Raw genomic sequence first — 17,525 nt, 5'->3', positions numbered from 1 at the left:
TCATCCCCTCTTTTCCAGAAAGCTTAAACAAAAAAGGCAACCCTGGCTCCCGCGTACCCGAGCAAATTGCGCGGGGCAGATATGATATCCCTGGTCATAAAGAAACCGTAATCTGTCCTGCCCCTGAGGACCGGCAACGGACTCCGCTATCATTGCCCTCAGACGCTGGTTTTCTTCTTCCAGCCCCCGGACGTGCGTCTTCAGCCGCTTTATTTCGCGCTGTACTTCAGCCAGCTTTAGTTCCAGGGCAGCCAGGGCAACGCTCAAACTCTCACCGCCCTGTTCTTCCAATGGCCCAGTGTCCCTGAATTCACTCAATCTCCTCTACTTCCTCCCGTCTGAATTCCATTACACCCCGCTCGGGCAGTTCCACAGCTACAGTACCTTTGAGGATATTCAGGGCTGTTACCTTCCCCTCCCCCAGAGGTGTCTTCACCTGGTCCCCCACCTCGGGAAAAAGGGGTTTGGCCTCTTCGTAAACATTATTTTCAAAGCGCAGGCAGCACATAAGTCTCCCGCATAAGCCCGAGATCTTGCTGGGGTTTAAGGAAAGGCATTGGTCTTTGGCCATACGTATGGAAACCGGTTCGAATTCGCCCAAGAAGGAGGCGCAACAAATTTCCCGGCCGCAAGCGCCCAGGCCTCCCACCATCTTAGCCTCATCCCGCACGCCAATCTGGCGCAATTCAATGCGGGTACGAAAGATAGAAGCCAGATCCCGTACCAGCTCGCGAAAATCCACCCGCCCTTCGGCAGTAAAGTAAAAAATTACTTTACTGAGATCAAAGGTAAACTCTACGTCGATCAATTTCATGGGCAAGCCGTGTTCGGCAATTTTCTGCTGGCAGATAGCCAAAGCCTCTTTCTCCTTCTGGCGATTAAGGGCTACCTGCTCTTCATCGGCCGGGGTGGCCCGCCGGATCACCGGTTTAAGAGGCTGGACTATTTTTTCCTCCGGTACCTCCCGCGGGCCTACCACCACTTCGCCATATTCCAGGCCCCTGGCCGTCTCCACTATTACCTTGTCCCCTACCTGAAGCTCTATATTTACGGGATCAAAGTAATATATTTTTCCTGCTTTTTTAAATCGAACTCCTACCACCAGGGCCAATCGCTATATCCCTTCTTTCTCTGCGGAATTCAAGGCGCGATAGATATTAAGCAGCATAACTTCCAGGGCCAAACGGCGGTTAGCGTTTTGTTCCAGATAAATTCTGGTCCGCCAAAGGTGCCTATAACACCTCCAGAGGGTTGCCGGCGGCAGCGGCCGCCAGCCAGTATTGCTGGATTCCCCTCTGGGGGTCAGGAGTAGTCTTTCCTGCCGGGTTAATTGCCATACCAGGTGATCCCGGCAGGCCAGCATAAGGCTGTCCACCAGGGAAAGCACATCCTCTTCTTTTTCCATCCGAGGCAGAAGGGCGGTCATCAACCGGGACAGGTCCGCAGATAATATTTCCTGCCAGTAGTGTAGTCTTTCTCCCGCCGACTCCTCGGCAGAAAAGCGCAAGACCTGGCAGCGGGAAGAGATGGTAGGGAGCAACAGAGCCGGCTGGACAGCCAGAAGGAAAAAATAGACGTCCCCGGGCGGTTCTTCCAAGATTTTTAGAAGACAATTGGCAGCTTCCGGCGTAAGGTTTTCGGCTTGATTGAGTACTACTATCTGTGCTCCCCCCTGGAAGGCCTTAAGGTACAGTTCGGCCTCCAGCCGCCGCACCTGATCTATTTTAATGCTGGCTCCGCGGGGCTCCAGGTAATGGTAGTCAGGGTGGTTACCGCCAGCCATCTGGCGGCAGGAACGGCACTGCCCGCAAGCCCGGCCGCCCTGCCTGGCAGCACAGTTTATCGCAGCCGCAATCTGGCGCACCGTATGCAGCTTTTCCTCTTTTTCGCCGCCTATAAGGAGATAAGCATGGCTCAGGCGGCCGGCCGCCAGGGCCTGTTCTAACTGTTCCAGCACTGTCACAAGAGTTCAGCTCCTAAGAGGACTCATTCCCTGACCCGCGTTAGCTCAGGCTCCCCGAGCTAAAGCAGCGGCTCTACCGCTGCCCAGACTTGCCTGAAGACCTCTTCTTTAGGCTGGAGGGCGTCAATGATCTTGATGCGGCCGGGTTCCTGGCGGGCCAGCTCCAGGTAGCCTTCCCTCACCCGCCGGTGAAAGGTAAGGTCTTCCTGTTCCAAACGGTCCGGTATCTTGCCTCCCTCTCCTGGGCTTCTACGCCGCAAACCCTCTTCCGGCGGCAGGTCTAAAAGAAGGGTGAGGCTAGGCCTTATCCCCCCGGTGGCTAGCTCATTAATCTGGCGCACCAGACCCTCGCTCAGGCCCCGGCCGAAACTCTGGTAAGCCAGGGTGGAATCCGTGAACCGATCGCACAGAACTACCTTCCCGGCTTCCAGGGCGGGCAGGATGCAAAATTTTACATGCTGGGCCCGGCCTGCAGCGTAAAGAAAAACCTCCGTAATCCCCAACACTTCCTCCGGCCAGGGCTTAAGCAAAAGCTGGCGGATCCCTTCCGCCAGGGGAGTACCTCCGGGCTCCCGCGTGCATAAAACTTTGCGGCCCCTGGCTTCCAGGTGCCGGGCCAAAAGCTCTAACTGGGTGGTCTTGCCAGAACCGTCTGGGCCTTCAAAGGTGATAAAAATGCCTTTCATGCGTCCACTACCTGTACCTCGGCTTCTTTTCCTAAAACGAGAGCCAGCAGTTCTACTACCTCCGGGGTTAACACTTCTCCTGGTACCACCAGGGCCACGCCCGGCGGACAAGGAGCCACCAACTCGGCTGCTATCTTGCCCGCTGCCTCTTTAAGGGGTAACATCCGGTGGCGGGCCTGAAAAGCCTCCCGGGGGGTTAGGGCCACTCGGGGTAAGATACTACATAGCTCAACCGGCCGGCAGGTAGTATAAATCCTCGGTGGGCGCCTGCCGGAGGGCTGACTGGCTTGTCTTATTTGCCGCAATGCCTCTATAAGCCCGCTTATTTCGGCCTCTTCCTCCGCCGGCGTGAGAATCCCTACTATATATTTGAGAGCGGCCATTTCCATCTCGTAACCCAGGTCTCGCAAAACCTTTAGTGCCTCCGGTCCCGTTAACCCTAAAGGAGCCGTGGGGATGACCAGCCTCGTCACATCCAGCCCGGCTGTGGCTTCTCCGTGTACATCTGCTGCTTCCAGGCAGGGTACGCCCGCCTTTTTCAATTTTTCCCGCAACTCCAGGGCCCGGACCACTGCTTGGGCCCATAATTCCCTTCCCCATAGCTCCACCTGCTGGCGAGCCACGTCTAAGGAGGCCAGGAGCAAATATGAAGGGCTGGTAGTTTGCAAAATCTGGAGGGCCTGGCCGATTTCCCGGCCGTCAAGCCCGGGCCTTATGTGCAACATGGCCGCCTGGGTAAAGGCCCCCAAGGTTTTGTGGGTACCGTGTACTACGTAGTCGGCCCCCAAAGCCAGAGGAGACGGTGGTAGCCGGGGATCCAGGCCGAAATGGGACCCGTGGGCAGCATCCACTAAAACTTGCAAACCCTTCTCGTGGGCCAGATCTATCAGGTGCCGGGTGGGAGGTACCAGCCCCTCATAAGTGGGGTGTACTACCAAGAGCAGCTTGGCGTCAGGATAAGCCTCCAGCGCCTTCTCTACTTTAGCAGGTTCGATACCTAAAACCAAGTCTAGCTCGGAAAGCCAGGCGGCCTCGAGGTAAACCGGCCGCGCCCCACTTAAGATAAGGCCGGCAAAAGCCGAACGGTGGGCATACCGCGGCAGAAGTACCGTATCTCCCGGCCGGCAGGCGGCCAGAAAAACCGCCATTATGCCGGTGCTGGCTCCATTAACGAGGAAGAAAGTTTGACCCGCTCCAAAGAAACTAGCCGCTTTTTCCTGGGCTTCCTTAATTACCCCCTGCGGCCGGTAGAGATTGTCCAGACCCGGCAGTTCCGTCAAATCCACCTGGAAGACGAATTGTCCCAGGCGATCATAAAAATCCCGGCCGGTGTTCCGGCCGCCCTTATGCCCCGGCGTATGCCAGGAAACCAGCCTCTGCTTAGTGTAGCCCTTTAGGGCCTCCCACAAAGGTGCCCAGCTGCGTCCTTCTTCCCTCACTTTTAAGCTCCTGGTTTGCTCCATCCTTTGCTGCTTATTATAGCATTATAGCACGAGAAAGGGGGACCTCCAAGGCAATTTTAATTTTACTGAGCGGGGCGCTGGACGCCGGCATGATCTACGTAATAATCGCCCTTGACCAACAACTCGGAGACCGGCACCACCTGGTAGCCTTCGGCTTTCAGCTTATCTAGCAGAGGACCCAAAACAGCCGCCGTATGCTGGCCGTTGTTGTGGAAAAGGACAATGGAGCCGGGTTTGATACCTTTTATAACCCGCCGGTAAATATCCTCGGCAGATAAGTGTTCCTGCCAGTCCAGGGAATCCACGTCCCACTGGATGGCCTTGTAGCCCAGACGCTGCACCACCCGTATTACCGTGTCGTTATAGTCGCCGAAGGGCGGCCGGAAGAGTTCCGGCTTGTACCCGGTAATTTCTTCCACCAGGCGGTGGTTTTCTCTAAGTTCCTGTTCCATCTGCTCTTCGGAGAGGGAAGTAAAATGGGGGTGGGTGGCCGAGTGCAACCCTATTTCATGGCCTTCTACTGCGATTCTTTTCCCCAGGTCGGGATATTTTTTCAGCCAGATGTTAGTCAAGAAAAAGGTGGTCTTTATATTGTGCTGGCGCAAGATCTCTAATATTCTGGGGGTATGTTCCGCCCCCCAGGTGGCATCAAAGGAAAGGGCCACCTTTTTTTCGGTGGTAGCCACGCTATAAATAGGTAGTAATTTTTTAGCCCGTCCCACCAGCACGGCCAGGGGCGAGCGGTCGGCGAGAACACTTCCGGCCAGCAAACCTAAGAAAAAAATTAAAAGACCCAAGAGCCCCTGCAGGATAATTTTGCGTCTCCAAATAATAAACATCCCCCGCACCTCCAGGATAATCCTATTCGGCCGGGGGAAAGGATATGTGTCTTTTTAAGTTTTAGGCTTTCTGGTAAGCCTGGTCTAATAGCTGGATTACATGAACGGCTTTGGCTGCCAGGCCTTGGGTGTTTATACCGTGGGCCAACTGCATGAGGCAGGCCGGGCAGGCAGTAGCCAGATACTGGGCGCCGGTATTGCGGAAGTTGTTCATTTTGCGCTCGAGTATCTTGCGGGACAGATCATAATGGGTAACATTGTAGGATCCGGCTCCCCCGCAGCACCAGTCTGCTTCATTCATTTCTACGAATTTCACGCCAGGGATACTTTTTAAAATTTCCCGCGGCTCTTTTTTAACTTTTAAGCCTCGCACTGCATGGCAGGGATCGTGGTAGGTAACGGTAATCTCCAAGGTGCCCATTTCTTTCTTTATACCTATTTCAGAAAGATAAGCCACTGCTTCCTTTACTTTAGACGCCATCTCTTGAGCCAAAGGCCCGTAATAGGGATCCTCTTTAAAGAGTTCGGCGTAATTGTGCAGGCCGTGGGCACAAGAAGCACAATCTGTAATGATAGCTTCTACCTGGTGCCGCTTAAAGGCCTCCAGGTTCTGCTTGGCCAGAGCGAGGAGCATCTCTGTATCGCCGTAAGCCTCATGGGGTATACCGCAGCAGTTAGTGGCAGGCACCACCACTTCGCAATCGTTATGCTGCAACACCCGTAAAGTGGCCTCACCTATGGGGGAGAAGAAATTATTAATTACGCAGCCGATGAAATAGGCCACCTTGTGGCGAGGTCGAGCAGGCGGTTTAAGCAGCTGGGGCAACCGTTGGCGCAAGGTAACAGGCGGTATATCGGGCAGAAGGCCTTCGGCCTTGCCGAGGGCGCCCAGCAATTTCAGAAAACCCGTATGCCGGGCCAGCCAGCGGGCTCCGCTGCGCTGGTAAAAGCGTAAAGCCTTGGCCCCTAAACTTAAGCGGCGCTGATTGGCCAGGACACCCCTCAGTGCCAGGCGGATAGGGAAGGGCTGACCCTTGGCCCGGGTGATCTCCGCCCTGGCTGCCTTGACCAAGGTATCGGTTATGACCGAAGAGGGGCAGGCGTTAACGCAGGCCCCGCAGAGGAGGCAGGAGTATATGTGGTGGTTTATTTCCGGATTTTGAGTGAGATCAAAGAGCCCTTCCAGCGAAAGGCGTATCAGGCGGTTCCGACCGCGGGCCACCGAAAACTCTTCGCCGGTTGCTTTATAGGTAGGGCAAACTTCTTGGCAAAAGCCGCACTTGTTACAGCGCACCACATCTTCCATCATGTCGCGTAAAGCTCTAACCATCTTTGCCTCTCCTTTCCCACCCGGCAATTTAGCTAACCTCTGGGGTAGCCAGCACATAGGCCAGAACTTTGCTGTTAGGCGTCAAAACCCGGCGGGGATCCAGGGCTTCTTTTATCCTTCTGAGGAGGGGGATAAGGGCTCTCCCGCGAGCCTCTACCCAGCGACGTGCCATGGTCAAATCATTAATGTTATCTACCAGGAAATGGCCTCCTGCCTCTAAGGCCATATTTTGCAACCTGTCTAGCACATCTTGTATTTCCCGGTAAGCTGCCGGCGGCTGCCTTAAGAAAACGTGGACGTGGCCGTTGCCAAAATGAGCTACCAAAGCAGCTTCTTGGTGGAGGGAAGCCAGCAACGACCGGGCTTCCTTTATAAACTTACCGGTGGCCGTGAAAGGTAGGGAAGCGCTGCCCAGCAGGGCTCCTTTATCGCCGGCAACAGCTTTAAAAGCATAACGCCTGGCCGTCCAGACAGCTTCTCCCTGATCTGCCGTACAGATAACCCCTTGAGCAGCCTGGCCATATTTTTTCTCTGCTTCTCCAGCTTGCCAGGCGACGGCCTCCTCAAAACCGGCAAAAGCAGCCAGCACACATGCCTCTCCTTTAACCGGCAAGGGGTATCCCGCCTTCTCCAGCGCTTCTACGGCGTAAGAATCCAGGACTTCCAAGGCCGTCGGCCCCAATTCCTGGCGCAAATTAAAAGCCGCTTCGCAGGCCTCTTCTATGGCCCTGAATCCGAGGCAAACCGTAGTCTCCTTTTCCGGCAGGGGCTTAAGTTTCAGCATGGCCTTGGTAATAATGCCCAAAGCGCCCCAAGATCCGGCCATAAAGCGGGTGTTATCGTAATCCTGGACGTTTTTAACCGTCTTGCCCCCAGTGCGCACAATCTCGCCCGTGGGCAACACGACCTCCAACCCCAAGAGATAATCTTTAATGGTGCCATAGCTCAGTTTCCTGGGGCCCGAGGCATTGCTGGCAATGCAACCGCCCAGGGTACACGTCTCCCCTTCTACCGGATCAACTGGTAGGAACAGGCGCCCTTTCCGGAAACTTTCATTTAAGGCGGCCAGGGAAAGTCCTGTTTCCACGTAAGCCGTCTGGTTATCTTGGTCGAACTCCACGATGTTCTGCAAGTCAGTCAAGTTTAAAGCTATACCGCCCTTGTAAGGCAACAGCCCTCGCCAGGCGTGGTTTCCCGCTCCCCAGGGAATTAGGGCGATTCCTTCCTCGTTAGCGAGGCGCACAACTTTGGCTACCTGCTCGCTATCGGCAGGAAAGACCACCACATCCGGCAGGTAGTCCGAGTCTAGGGCCATCTTCTGCCGCGTAGTTAAATCCTCTTTAACCCGTTCAGCACCCAGGATATTTTCTAATTCCTTGATCAATTTCGCCTGCATTTTGTTACCCCCCGGTGTTTTAAAACTTAAACCTCGGGTATGAATTTTCCGGCGTTAAGCACTGAATTGGGATCAAAGGCCCGACGCTCCCGGCGCATAAAATCAAGCTCAGCCGGCGTGAATGCCAGAGGCATAAAATCCAGCTTGGTTAGGCCAATACCGTGTTCTCCGGAGAGGGTTCCGCCTAAATCCAGGGCGGCTTTAAAAATTTCCTCCCGCGTTTTGTGCACGCGTTCCATTTCATCATGATCCCTCTCATCAAACAGTACGAGAGGATGGAGATTGCCATCACCTGCATGGGCCAGCATTCCGATGGGAACGTTATATTTTTCAGCAATAGCCTCCACCCGGCGCAGCATCTCCGGCAGCTTGGTCCGGGGGACGGTAGCATCTTCTAGGTCATAGGAGGGACGGAGACGGGCTATGGCTCCAATGGCTGTCCTGCGGGCCAGCCATAAATTATCCCTCTCACTGGCATTCCTGGCCAGTTTCACCTCCGTCGCTCCGTTGGCCCGGCAGATTTCAATAATTTTCTCCGCCTGCCGCTCCAAGCCGGCTTCCCAGCCATCCACTTCAATGAGCAGCACCGCACCGGCCTCCAGGGGAAGGCCTATGTGTAACCAGTCCTCTACGGCTTGGATTACTTTATTATCCATTAGCTCCAGGGTGGTGGGAATAATACCGTGAGCAATGATCTGGGATACGGAATTGCCGGCTTCCTCCAGAGTATTGTAGATGGCCAACATGGTTTTAATAGCCTGGGGCATGGGTGTAAGACGCACAGTAATCTTGGTGGCTATACCCAGGGTGCCTTCCGAACCTATGAGGAGGGCCAACAGGTTAAGTTCCGGGGCAATGGGCTCCCACTTACCTCCTATGTTCACGATCTCACCGGTAGGAAGTACAAGTTCCACGCCCAGGATATGGTCTTTGGTCACCCCGTATTTTATACCCCGCATGCCGCCTGCGTTTTCACCAAAATTGCCGCCCATGGTGGATACCTTCTGGCTAGCCGGGTCAGGTATATAAACCATTCCGTAAGGTGCCACCGCTTTCTGCAATTCCATGTTGGTAACACCCGGCTCAACTACAGCTATCCTATTGACCGGATCGATCTCCAAAATGCGGTTCATACGGGTCATGACAACAACAATGCCTCCCCGGTGGGGGACAGTGCCCCCGCTCAAGCCCATACCTGCTCCCCGGGGTGTTACGGGGATATTTTTGGCGTTGGCCAATTTTAAAATAGCTGATATTTGCTCTGCATTCTGAACAAACACTACGACATCAGGCTTGCCATAAAAGAGAGTGGCGTCATACATGTAAGTAGCCAGGGATACTTCTGAGGTCAGTACATTCTCTTGGCCCACAATCCGGGTCAGCTCGGCTAAGGTTTCTCTATCCAGCATGCCAGGCCTCCTTCCCTTTTTTTGCAACGGGCTCCCTGCGGGCTTCCTAGTAAGGTACCAGTGAGTCCTTCAAAAGATTAATAAGTTTAGCAAAACTTGTTAGAGGATAAGATAATTCCATCTTAGGTATTTAATTTTATTTTAACATCCTTTAAGAAAAAAGGTCAAAAACTAGCATGCCCTTTTTACGACCTCTGGCACCTATAAAGACCATAAATTCGCTTCTCTCTTTATTTTTTATACATTATCCACTTATCTTATGGCCTAACCAGTAGACCAGTAAATAAAGGGGAGGCTACCTCATCCAGGGTAACCCCCCCCAAGATTAACTATATTCCCTCGCTCATCTTGGCCAGGCGCTGCAAGTGTTCCCAGCGCCGGTCCACTTCCGCCTGGAACTCTTCAATAAGGTATTCGTTTCCTTTCTGGAAGAAGTGCGCAAAACGGCCCTGGGGCTTGAGATACTCTGTCACCGGAATCTTGTTCTTGGGCACGTAGTTAATAATCCACTTCTGGCCCTTTTCTTCTACCTCATAGAGGGGGTAGAAGCAACATTCCGTACCCAGGCGGGCGATTTCCACCGTTTTGTTCTCGGGGAAGCGCCAACCGCGCGGGCAAGGAGCCTGAACGTTGATAAAGGAGGAACCGTCATAGTTCAGAGCCTTCTCCACTTTGCGCATAAAGTCGCGCCAGTTGTGCAGGGAGGCATTGGCCACATAGGCGCCATGAGCAGCAGCAATCCAGGCCAGGTCCTTGCGGTGCTGCTGTTTACCCTTCTGGGCCTCGCCTACATGGCTGGTGGTAGTCCATGCCCCATAAGGCGTGGCACCGGAGCGCTGGATACCGGTATTCATATAGGCCCCATTATCATAGCAGACGTATAATACCCGGTGTCCGCGCTCGAGCATTCCGGACAGGGCCTGGAAGCCAATGTCATAGGTGCCGCCATCCCCGCCAATAACGATTACGTCGAACTGCTTATTGGAATCCAGCTTGCCCCTTTTCTTTAGGGCTTTAATGGCCGCGTCTATACCCGACGCTATAGCAGCAGCGTTTTCAAAGGCGTTATGATAATAGGGTGTTTTCCAGGCGGTGTAGGGGAAGACCGCCGAGGAAATCTCCAAGCAGCAGGTCGGGTTTACTACAATGGGCGAATGGGGTGCGGCCAGGAGAATCTGCTTCACCACTATGGGCGCCGGGCAGCCAGCGCATAGACGGTGGCCGCCGGTGAAAAGGGCTTCTTTTTGGCTGAGTTCCTTAAGGCTTGCCATTATTGCCACCCCCTCAGGTCGAGGTAATTGAGGACTCGATCCACCTTGCCGGCAGCGGCGATCCTCTGCAAGTGCTCGTATACCCTGCGGATGCTCCGGGCCGGGACATCGCGGCCACCCAGGCCGGCCACATAACTTATCAGGTTGGTGTGCACGCCTTTATGATAGAGAGCACCCAGTACATCGCTGAAAACAGCAGGGCCCGGAGCGCCGGGAGAAAGGGCTTTCTCCATAACTGCTGCTGCTTTTACGCCCCGCAGGGCCTCCGCTACTTCATCGACGGGGAAGGGCCGGTAGCAGCGTATCTTTAGTACACCTGCTTTGACCCCCTGTTCGCGCAGTTCATCTGTAACAACCCGGGCTGTACCTACCATGGAACCCAGGGTAACAATGGCGATTTCGGCATCATCCATACGGTAACCCTCAACAATACCATAGCTGCGACCAAATTTCTCGCCGAATTCCTTGTCTACTGCCGCGATAACGCCCTTGGACTGCTCCAGAGCATAGGCCTGGGAATATTTGTGTTCAAAGAAATAATCGGGCAGTGTCAGGTTACCTAAGCAAACAGGATTCTCCGTGTCCAGTAGATTAAGGGCTGGCCGGAATTCCCCGATAAAATCTTTCACTTCCTGGTCATCCAGGACGTTGATGGGCTCCACGTTATGGCTCACCACAAAGCCGTCCAGGCACACCATAACCGGGAGCAGCACCGAGCGATCCTCGGCAATGCGAACGGCCTGAATCACCGTATCATAAACTTCCTGGGCACCCTCACAGTATAGCTGAATCCATCCGCAATCGCGGGAACCCAGGCTGTCGCTCTGGTCATTATGAATATTAATAGGCGCCGAAAGGGTACGGTTCACGTTGATCAGTACAATGGGGTGACGGTTGCCGGCGGCAATGTAGAGCACTTCATGCATCAGAGCCAAGCCCTGAGAAGACGTACAGGTTATGGTCCGCGCTCCCGCGGCCGAGGAGCCGCAACAAGCGCTCATGGCGCTGTGTTCGCTCTCCACGGCAACTAATTCGGTTTTTACCGAGCCCTCGGCGACGAACTCAGCGAACCGCTCCACGATTTCCGTCTGCGGTGTAATAGGATAAGCCGCTACCACATCGGGGTCGATCTGGCGCATGGCTTCAGCTGCTGCACCGTCACCGGTCAAGCCGATGGTTTTTCTCATGCTTCTCTTCCTCCTTCCCGATTATCCCCGTATTCCTAATACTCTCCACCCTCGGCCATGGTCATGGCGTTATCCTTGGGACATTCATTGGCACATATGCCGCAACCCTTGCAAAGGGAGGTATCTATCCCGGTAACCTTGCCATCTTGCGCCTGAATGGCCATTTCCGGGCAATACATCCAGCAAATCAAGCAATGGGAGCACTCATCTTTGTTCCAGATGGGCCTCTTGGTACGCCAGCTGCCAGTTTTGTAATCAGTGGAACCCTCCGACACAATTGCTCCACCCAGGGGAATCTCATACCACGCGGGAAAAGCCTTTTTATCTAGCTTGCGAATGGCGTTATTGATTTGTACCGTCACGCTCCCTGCACCTCCTCATAGGCCCGACGCACGGCATTCAGGTTTTTCTGGACAATTTCCGGCTTAAAGCGGTGGCTGAATTGTTCCTCAAACTCCGCCAGAATGTTTTCCAGTTTAATGAGCCCCAAAACTTTAGCCAGGGCACCCACCATGGGGGTATTAGGAATAGGACGGCCGAGTTCTTCGCTGGAAATCTTATAGGCGTCTACTGCATAAACTTTAAATTTGCCGTCAACTCCCAGCTCCCTGGCCAGTTCAGCCGACGTTCCGGGATAATTAGCCACCACGGCGCCGCCTTCTTTCAGGTTGGCAGTCACATTGACAGCTTTTAGCAAAGTAGGATCCAAAACCACTACAATGTCGGGTTCCTCGATGGCACAGCGCAAATTGATAGGAGCATCGCTAATGCGGGTATAAGCTACGATCGGGGCCCCCATTCTTTCCGTACCGAATTGGGGGAAAGCCTGGAAATACAGATTTTCGCGAATTGCCGAGGCTGCCAGATAACGGGAAGCCAATACCGCACCCTGGCCACCGCGGGCATGCCAGCGGATTTCCACCATTTTAGCCATAGCAGTTCCTCCTCTCTCTTTTTTATGTTCAATGTTTCACAAAAGTAAAAATGTACTTAACTTAGCCCCCTCACCCCTTTATCAGGTTTAACCCCTTATATTTTTTTCTTTTCTCTGCATTAACGCCTTAAAACGCCTTTAAAGGCGGGCGGATTCTAACTTATCTCCTGCTTTGAGTCCCTCCGCTTTAGCCCATTCATTTGCCGGAATTTTGCCCGTACCGGTGTACTGGACCCGCTTGGCCAGGATCGCGCCATCACCCGTGGCCACTACAAAACCCTCCTCACCGGGTATGGCTATAACCTCGCCCGGCACGCCCTGACCGGAATAGGGCTTGGCCTCCCAAATCTTTAGCTTTTCCCCGCGGAACAAAGCCCAAGCTCCGGGCGTCGGGTCCGAACCGCGGATAAGATTATAAATCCTCTGGGTGGACCATGACCAATCTATGCCCACATGTTCTTCTTTAATAACCGGCTGGAAGGAAGCTTGGCTCTCATCCTGCGGTATTGGCTGCGCTTTGCCTTCCCGAATTAGCCGGACCGCCTCGGCAACCATCTTCACGCCCAGGGGATAAATCTTATTAAAATAGAGGGTTTTTACACTATCTTCCGGATCGATGGGGACTTTCTCTTGCAGGATAATGGGGCCGGTATCCACACCTTCGTCAATCTGGTGGATAGTTACGCCCGTTTCGGTTTCACCGTTAATGATAGCCCAGTTCATGGCACTACCGCCCCGGTACTTGGGGAGCAAGGATGGATGGAAATTGATTCCTCCATGGGTGGCCAAATCAATCATGGCTCGGGGGACGAATTGCGTCACGAAGGCCAGCACTAAAAGATCGGGCTTCAAAGCCGCCACCCAATCTATAACTTCCTGGTCTTTAAGCCTGGGGGGCTGCAATAGCGGTAATCCTAGCTCCAAGGCCAGTTCTTTAACCGGGTTGGGGCTTTTCTGGTCCGGTTTGTCGGGTATTGTCAATACTCCGACAATTTCTTCACCTTGATCAACCAATGCCTTTAAGCAGTCCCGCCCGAAAGGGGCCTGCCCTATAAAGACAATGCGCAACTCTTTCCCTCCCCTGCTATATTGTTTTTTTTGGCCCGCTGGAGTTGCTGTCTATTCTCTACTTTGGAATACCAACATATTTTACAGCATTCCGCGGCCATATCCGTGTTGTAATTTTTCTTTTTTATGCTTTAGTATATCACTATCCCCTATCGCTGTCAACAATTTTTAGGTGTGCCCGCCAGGTTGTCAGGCCATCTAATAGTCAGGCTTTCGAACCACTTGTATAATGTATACATAGTAGTTGACTGCTGCACTCCATAGTGATACAGTATTAGCGGGTTGGGAGGAGAAAAAATTATCTTTTAAGTTTATTAAATTAAAGGAGATGAAAATCATGCCTAAGCAAACCATTGATGGCAACACTGCTGCAGCGCATGTGGCTTACGCCCTCTCAGAAGTGGCTGCCATCTACCCCATTACGCCCTCCTCGCCCATGGCGGAACTATGCGACGAATGGGCTGCACAGGGCCGCAAAAATATCTTCGGCCGCCCTGTACAAGTAATTGAGATGCAATCGGAAGCCGGAGCTGCCGGAGCAGTTCACGGTTCTTTAGCCGGAGGCGCTCTGACCACTACTTTCACAGCTTCCCAGGGGTTACTCCTGATGATCCCCAATATGTATAAAATTGCAGGGGAGCTTTGGCCTTGTGTTTTTCACGTGGCTGCGCGAGCGGTCGCTACCCATGCCCTCTCCATTTTCGGCGACCACTCCGATGTCATGGCTACGCGGCAAACAGGTTTTGCCCTGCTATCTTCTGCTTCGGTACAGGAAGTGATGGATTTGGCCCTGGTGGCCCACCTGGCCACTTTAAAGGCCAGCGTGCCCTTTGTCCATTTCTTCGATGGCTTCCGTACCTCACATGAAGTGCAAAAGATAGAGGTCATTGAATATGAAGATATGGCTAGACTTGTGGACTGGCAGGCTATTCAGGCCTTCCGCCGCCGAGCGCTTAACCCTGAGCATCCCCACCAGGCTGGTACCGCCCAGAATCCGGACATCTTCTTCCAGGGCCGGGAGGCTGCCAATCCTTATTACCTGGCTACGCCGGCCATCGTGGCAGAAGTCATGAAGCAGGTAGGCGAACTGACCGGCCGTCATTACCGCCTATTTGATTATATAGGCGCGCCGGATGCCGAACGAATCATCGTCTGCATGGGTTCTGCCTGCGATGTGGTGGAGGAGACGGTGGATTACCTGGTAGAGCGGGGAGAAAAGGTAGGTCTTATTAAGGTACGGCTATACCGTCCTTTCTCTGCCGCGCACTTCCTGGAAGCTCTTCCGCCTACCGTCCAGCGCATAGCTGTGCTGGATCGTACCAAGGAACCGGGTGCTTTGGGCGAGCCCCTTTACCAGGATGTCACTACCGCCCTGGCGGAAAAGGGTAAAAGCCATATCCTGGTGGTGGGCGGCCGCTATGGTCTGGGCTCTAAAGAGTTCTCTCCGTCCATGGTCAAAGCTGTCTTCGATAATCTGGCCGCCGACCAGCCCAAAAATCATTTCACGGTGGGCATCACCGACGATGTTACCGGGACCTCCCTGGAAATTAAAGAGCGTATTGATACGGCACCCAAGGGGCTTTATCGCTGCAAGTTCTTCGGTCTGGGGTCTGATGGTACGGTTGGTGCCAACAAGAATTCTATTAAGATTATTGGCGACCACACGGACCTGTACGCCCAGGGGTATTTCGTCTACGACTCTAAAAAATCCGGGGGCGTAACCATCTCACACCTGCGGTTTGGAAAGTCGCCCATTAAGTCCGCCTATCTCATCGACCAGGCGGACCTCATAGCCTGCCACAACCCCTCCTATGTAGGGCGCTATGACCTGCTAGAGGGTATTAAACCTGGCGGCATTTTCCTCCTCAACTCCAGTTGGAGTCTGGAAGAAATGGAGGAAAAGTTGCCGGCTGAGATGAAGCGGACCATCGCCGAGAAGAAGCTTAAATTCTACAATATCGACGCTGTCAAGATAGCCCAGGAACTGGGCCTGGGCGGTCGCATAAATGTCATCATGCAGGCGGCCTTCTTCAAGATTGCTAATATCATACCGCCGGAGGACGCTTTCCGCTATATTAAAGAGTCCATCGAGAAAACCTACGGCAGAAAGGGCGATAAGATCATCAAGATGAACTGGGCAGCGGTGGACCGGGCAGCCGAAGCCCTGGAGGAGATCCGCTACCCGGAAAGCTGGCTCAACTGTACGCAGGATTCTTCTCAAGCTGCAGCTACCCGGGAAGAGGAACCGGAGTTCGTCCGCAAAGTAATGCGGCCTATGCTGGCCTTGAAAGGCGACGAGCTGCCGGTAAGCGCCTTTACGCCGGGGGGCTTCTTCCCCACCGGAACTACCAAATATGAAAAGCGGGGCATAGCGGTAAACGTTCCCCGCTGGGAGGCGGAAAACTGCATCCAGTGCAACCAGTGCTCTTTGGTCTGCCCCCATGCCGCCATTAGACCTTACCTGGCCCGTCCGGAGGACTTGCAAGGGGCGCCGGCAACCTTCGTCACTAAAAAGGCTATGGGTAAAGAAGCCGAGGGCCTCTTCTTCCGCATCCAGGTTTCACCCCTGGACTGCACCGGATGCGGCAACTGCTTCGATGTTTGCCCGGCTAAAACCAAGGCTCTCACCATGGTCCCGCTGGAGGAGGCCCTGGCCACTGAAAGCGAAAACTATGCCTTTGCCGAGGCCCTGCCGCAGGTACAGGTCAACTTTAATCCGGCCACCGTTAAGGGAAGCCAGTTCCGCCAGCCCTTACTGGAGTTCTCCGGCGCCTGCGCCGGCTGCGGCGAGACTCCTTATGTAAAGCTGGTCACCCAGCTCTTCGGTGACCGCATGATCATCGCCAATGCCACCGGGTGCTCCTCTATCTGGGGCGGCAGCGCTCCTAGCTGCCCCTACACGGTCAACCGCCAGGGGTTTGGCCCGGCCTGGGCCAATTCCCTCTTCGAGGACAATGCCGAATTCGGCTACGGCATAAGCCTGGCCGTGGAAAGGAGGCGGGAGGAGCTGGCCGAGGCCATGGAGAAGGCACTGGCAGCCGAGGGCTTTAGCCCCGAGTTTAAAGCCGCCTGCCGGGAATGGCTGGAAGGCAAAGAAGACACCGCTCGTTCCCGGGAAGCCGGCGATCGGATTAAAGCACTTCTGACCCGGGAGAGGGAGGCGGCCAGAGGGGAACTCCAGGATTTGCTGGTAACCATCGATAACTTGAAGGACTACTTGACCAAGAAATCCATCTGGATTATCGGCGGGGACGGTTGGGCCTACGACATCGGGTACGGCGGCCTGGATCACGTCCTGGCCACCGGAGCCAATGTAAACATCCTGGTCCTGGACACGGAAGTTTACTCCAACACCGGCGGCCAATCTTCCAAGGCTACCCCGTCCGGTGCGGTAGCCCGCTTTGCCGCGGCCGGCAAGAGGACCAGGAAAAAGGATCTGGGCCTTATGGCCATGTCCTACGGTTACGTCTATGTAGCCTCGGTCTGCATGGGGGCTAACCCCAATCAGCTCATAAAAGCGCTGGTGGAAGCCGAGGCCTACAACGGTCCCTCCCTCATTATCGCTTACGCGCCGTGCATCAACCACGGTATCGATATGAGCAAAAGTCAGCGGGAGGGTAGGCGGGCCGTGGAGGCGGGCTACTGGCCGCTATATCGCTACAACCCGGAACTGGCAGCCCAGGGCCAAAACCCCTTCATCCTGGACTCCAAGGCCCCCTCTTTGAGTTTCCAGGACTTCCTAATGGGCGAAATCCGCTACACCGCCTTAAAGAAGCAGTTCCCGGATAAAGCCGAAGAACTCTTCGCCCAGGCGGAAGAGGAAGCTAAAGCCAGACTGGCGTTCTACCAAAAGCTGGCCCAGAGATAAGTATTGGAAGCTACCCACCGAAGGCCGCCAGCATTAACTAGCAGTAAAGGTGCAAAACCCCACAGCTTGATTTAGGCTGTGGGGTTTTCCTGTGTCTATCTCCGCCCATTC

General features: G+C 54.2%; 15 protein-coding genes. 1 reads left to right on the top strand and 14 read right to left on the bottom strand.

Translation table 11 applies throughout. The annotated features are described in order from the left end of the window. The 14 genes from AC1BI1_RS08295 to fmt form a co-directional block, all read right to left on the bottom strand. The gene (locus AC1BI1_RS08295; protein ID WP_476716815.1) at positions 1–318 is read right to left on the bottom strand and encodes an initiation control protein YabA; all 318 of its coding nucleotides are present in this window, start codon (positions 316–318) and stop codon (positions 1–3) included. Then, complete coding sequence (locus tag AC1BI1_RS08290; protein WP_476716814.1) at positions 311–1,111, bottom strand: PSP1 domain-containing protein; 801 nt, start codon at positions 1,109–1,111, stop codon at positions 311–313. Before AC1BI1_RS08290 ends, AC1BI1_RS08295 begins: the two co-directional genes overlap by 8 nt. Positions 1,112–1,114: 3 nt before the next feature. Next, entirely contained in the window at positions 1,115–1,963 is an 849-nt protein-coding gene (holB, locus tag AC1BI1_RS08285; protein WP_476716813.1) for a DNA polymerase III subunit delta', read from the bottom strand. Positions 1,964–2,022: 59 nt separating this feature from the next. Continuing rightward, positions 2,023–2,649 carry a dTMP kinase gene (gene tmk, locus AC1BI1_RS08280; protein WP_476716812.1) on the bottom strand — a complete coding sequence of 209 codons (627 nt, stop codon included), beginning with the start codon at positions 2,647–2,649 and terminating at the stop codon, positions 2,023–2,025. Next, positions 2,646–4,088, bottom strand: coding sequence for an aminotransferase class I/II-fold pyridoxal phosphate-dependent enzyme (locus tag AC1BI1_RS08275; protein WP_476716811.1), 1,443 nt, complete (start codon positions 4,086–4,088; stop codon positions 2,646–2,648). The genes tmk and AC1BI1_RS08275 overlap by 4 nt, the downstream gene beginning before the upstream one ends. A gap of 86 nt (positions 4,089–4,174) precedes the next feature. Beyond that, entirely contained in the window at positions 4,175–4,951 is a 777-nt protein-coding gene (locus AC1BI1_RS08270; RefSeq protein WP_476716810.1) for a polysaccharide deacetylase family protein, read from the bottom strand. A gap of 61 nt (positions 4,952–5,012) precedes the next feature. Then, on the bottom strand, positions 5,013–6,281 hold the full coding sequence (locus AC1BI1_RS08265) for a (Fe-S)-binding protein (RefSeq protein WP_476716809.1): 1,269 nt from the start codon (positions 6,279–6,281) through the stop codon (positions 5,013–5,015). 28 nt (positions 6,282–6,309) lie between these two features. Next, a complete protein-coding gene (locus AC1BI1_RS08260) occupies positions 6,310–7,677 on the bottom strand; it encodes an FAD-binding oxidoreductase (RefSeq protein WP_476716808.1) in 1,368 nt (455 codons plus the stop codon). Between the two features lie 26 nt (positions 7,678–7,703). Continuing rightward, entirely contained in the window at positions 7,704–9,086 is a 1,383-nt protein-coding gene (locus AC1BI1_RS08255; RefSeq protein ID WP_476716807.1) for an FAD-binding oxidoreductase, read from the bottom strand. Positions 9,087–9,415: 329 nt separating this feature from the next. Continuing rightward, a complete protein-coding gene (locus AC1BI1_RS08250) occupies positions 9,416–10,357 on the bottom strand; it encodes a thiamine pyrophosphate-dependent enzyme (protein ID WP_476716806.1) in 942 nt (313 codons plus the stop codon). Then, complete coding sequence (locus tag AC1BI1_RS08245) at positions 10,357–11,544, bottom strand: transketolase C-terminal domain-containing protein (protein WP_476716805.1); 1,188 nt, start codon at positions 11,542–11,544, stop codon at positions 10,357–10,359. The genes AC1BI1_RS08250 and AC1BI1_RS08245 overlap by 1 nt, the downstream gene beginning before the upstream one ends. A 35-nt stretch (positions 11,545–11,579) precedes the next feature. Continuing rightward, positions 11,580–11,906 (bottom strand): 4Fe-4S binding protein, encoded by a 327-nt coding sequence (locus tag AC1BI1_RS08240; RefSeq protein ID WP_476716804.1) that lies wholly within the window; start codon positions 11,904–11,906, stop codon positions 11,580–11,582. Next, positions 11,903–12,478: a 2-oxoacid:acceptor oxidoreductase family protein gene (locus tag AC1BI1_RS08235; RefSeq protein WP_476716803.1), complete on the bottom strand. Its 576-nt coding sequence runs from the start codon at positions 12,476–12,478 to the stop codon at positions 11,903–11,905. Before AC1BI1_RS08235 ends, AC1BI1_RS08240 begins: the two co-directional genes overlap by 4 nt. Positions 12,479–12,616: 138 nt before the next feature. Next, positions 12,617–13,546 carry a methionyl-tRNA formyltransferase gene (gene fmt / locus AC1BI1_RS08230; RefSeq protein WP_476716802.1) on the bottom strand — a complete coding sequence of 310 codons (930 nt, stop codon included), beginning with the start codon at positions 13,544–13,546 and terminating at the stop codon, positions 12,617–12,619. Between the two features lie 337 nt (positions 13,547–13,883). Between fmt and nifJ the strand changes: the two genes are divergently transcribed. After that, complete coding sequence (gene nifJ, locus AC1BI1_RS08225; RefSeq protein WP_476716801.1) at positions 13,884–17,414, top strand: pyruvate:ferredoxin (flavodoxin) oxidoreductase; 3,531 nt, start codon at positions 13,884–13,886, stop codon at positions 17,412–17,414. Positions 17,415–17,525: the final 111 nt, after the last annotated feature.

It is taken from the genome of Thermanaeromonas sp. DSM 22490 (genome assembly GCF_056378755.1).
The sequence above is the reverse complement of the archived record's forward strand: the minus strand, read 5'-3'. Positions and strand labels throughout refer to the sequence as shown.

What these genes read in the sequence shown, in the direction of transcription:
- tmk (WP_476716812.1), bottom strand. Translation starts at nt 2,649, where the DNA reads ATGAAAGGCATTTTTATCACCTTTGAAGGCCCAGACGGTTCTGGCAAG.
- AC1BI1_RS08270 (WP_476716810.1), bottom strand. Translation starts at nt 4,951, where the DNA reads ATGTTTATTATTTGGAGACGCAAAATTATCCTGCAGGGGCTCTTGGGT.
- AC1BI1_RS08265 (WP_476716809.1), bottom strand. Translation starts at nt 6,281, where the DNA reads ATGGTTAGAGCTTTACGCGACATGATGGAAGATGTGGTGCGCTGTAAC.
- AC1BI1_RS08260 (WP_476716808.1), bottom strand. Translation starts at nt 7,677, where the DNA reads ATGCAGGCGAAATTGATCAAGGAATTAGAAAATATCCTGGGTGCTGAA.
- AC1BI1_RS08255 (WP_476716807.1), bottom strand. Translation starts at nt 9,086, where the DNA reads ATGCTGGATAGAGAAACCTTAGCCGAGCTGACCCGGATTGTGGGCCAA.
- AC1BI1_RS08250 (WP_476716806.1), bottom strand. Translation starts at nt 10,357, where the DNA reads ATGGCAAGCCTTAAGGAACTCAGCCAAAAAGAAGCCCTTTTCACCGGC.
- AC1BI1_RS08245 (WP_476716805.1), bottom strand. Translation starts at nt 11,544, where the DNA reads ATGAGAAAAACCATCGGCTTGACCGGTGACGGTGCAGCAGCTGAAGCC.
- AC1BI1_RS08235 (WP_476716803.1), bottom strand. Translation starts at nt 12,478, where the DNA reads ATGGCTAAAATGGTGGAAATCCGCTGGCATGCCCGCGGTGGCCAGGGT.
- nifJ (WP_476716801.1), top strand. Translation starts at nt 13,884, where the DNA reads ATGCCTAAGCAAACCATTGATGGCAACACTGCTGCAGCGCATGTGGCT.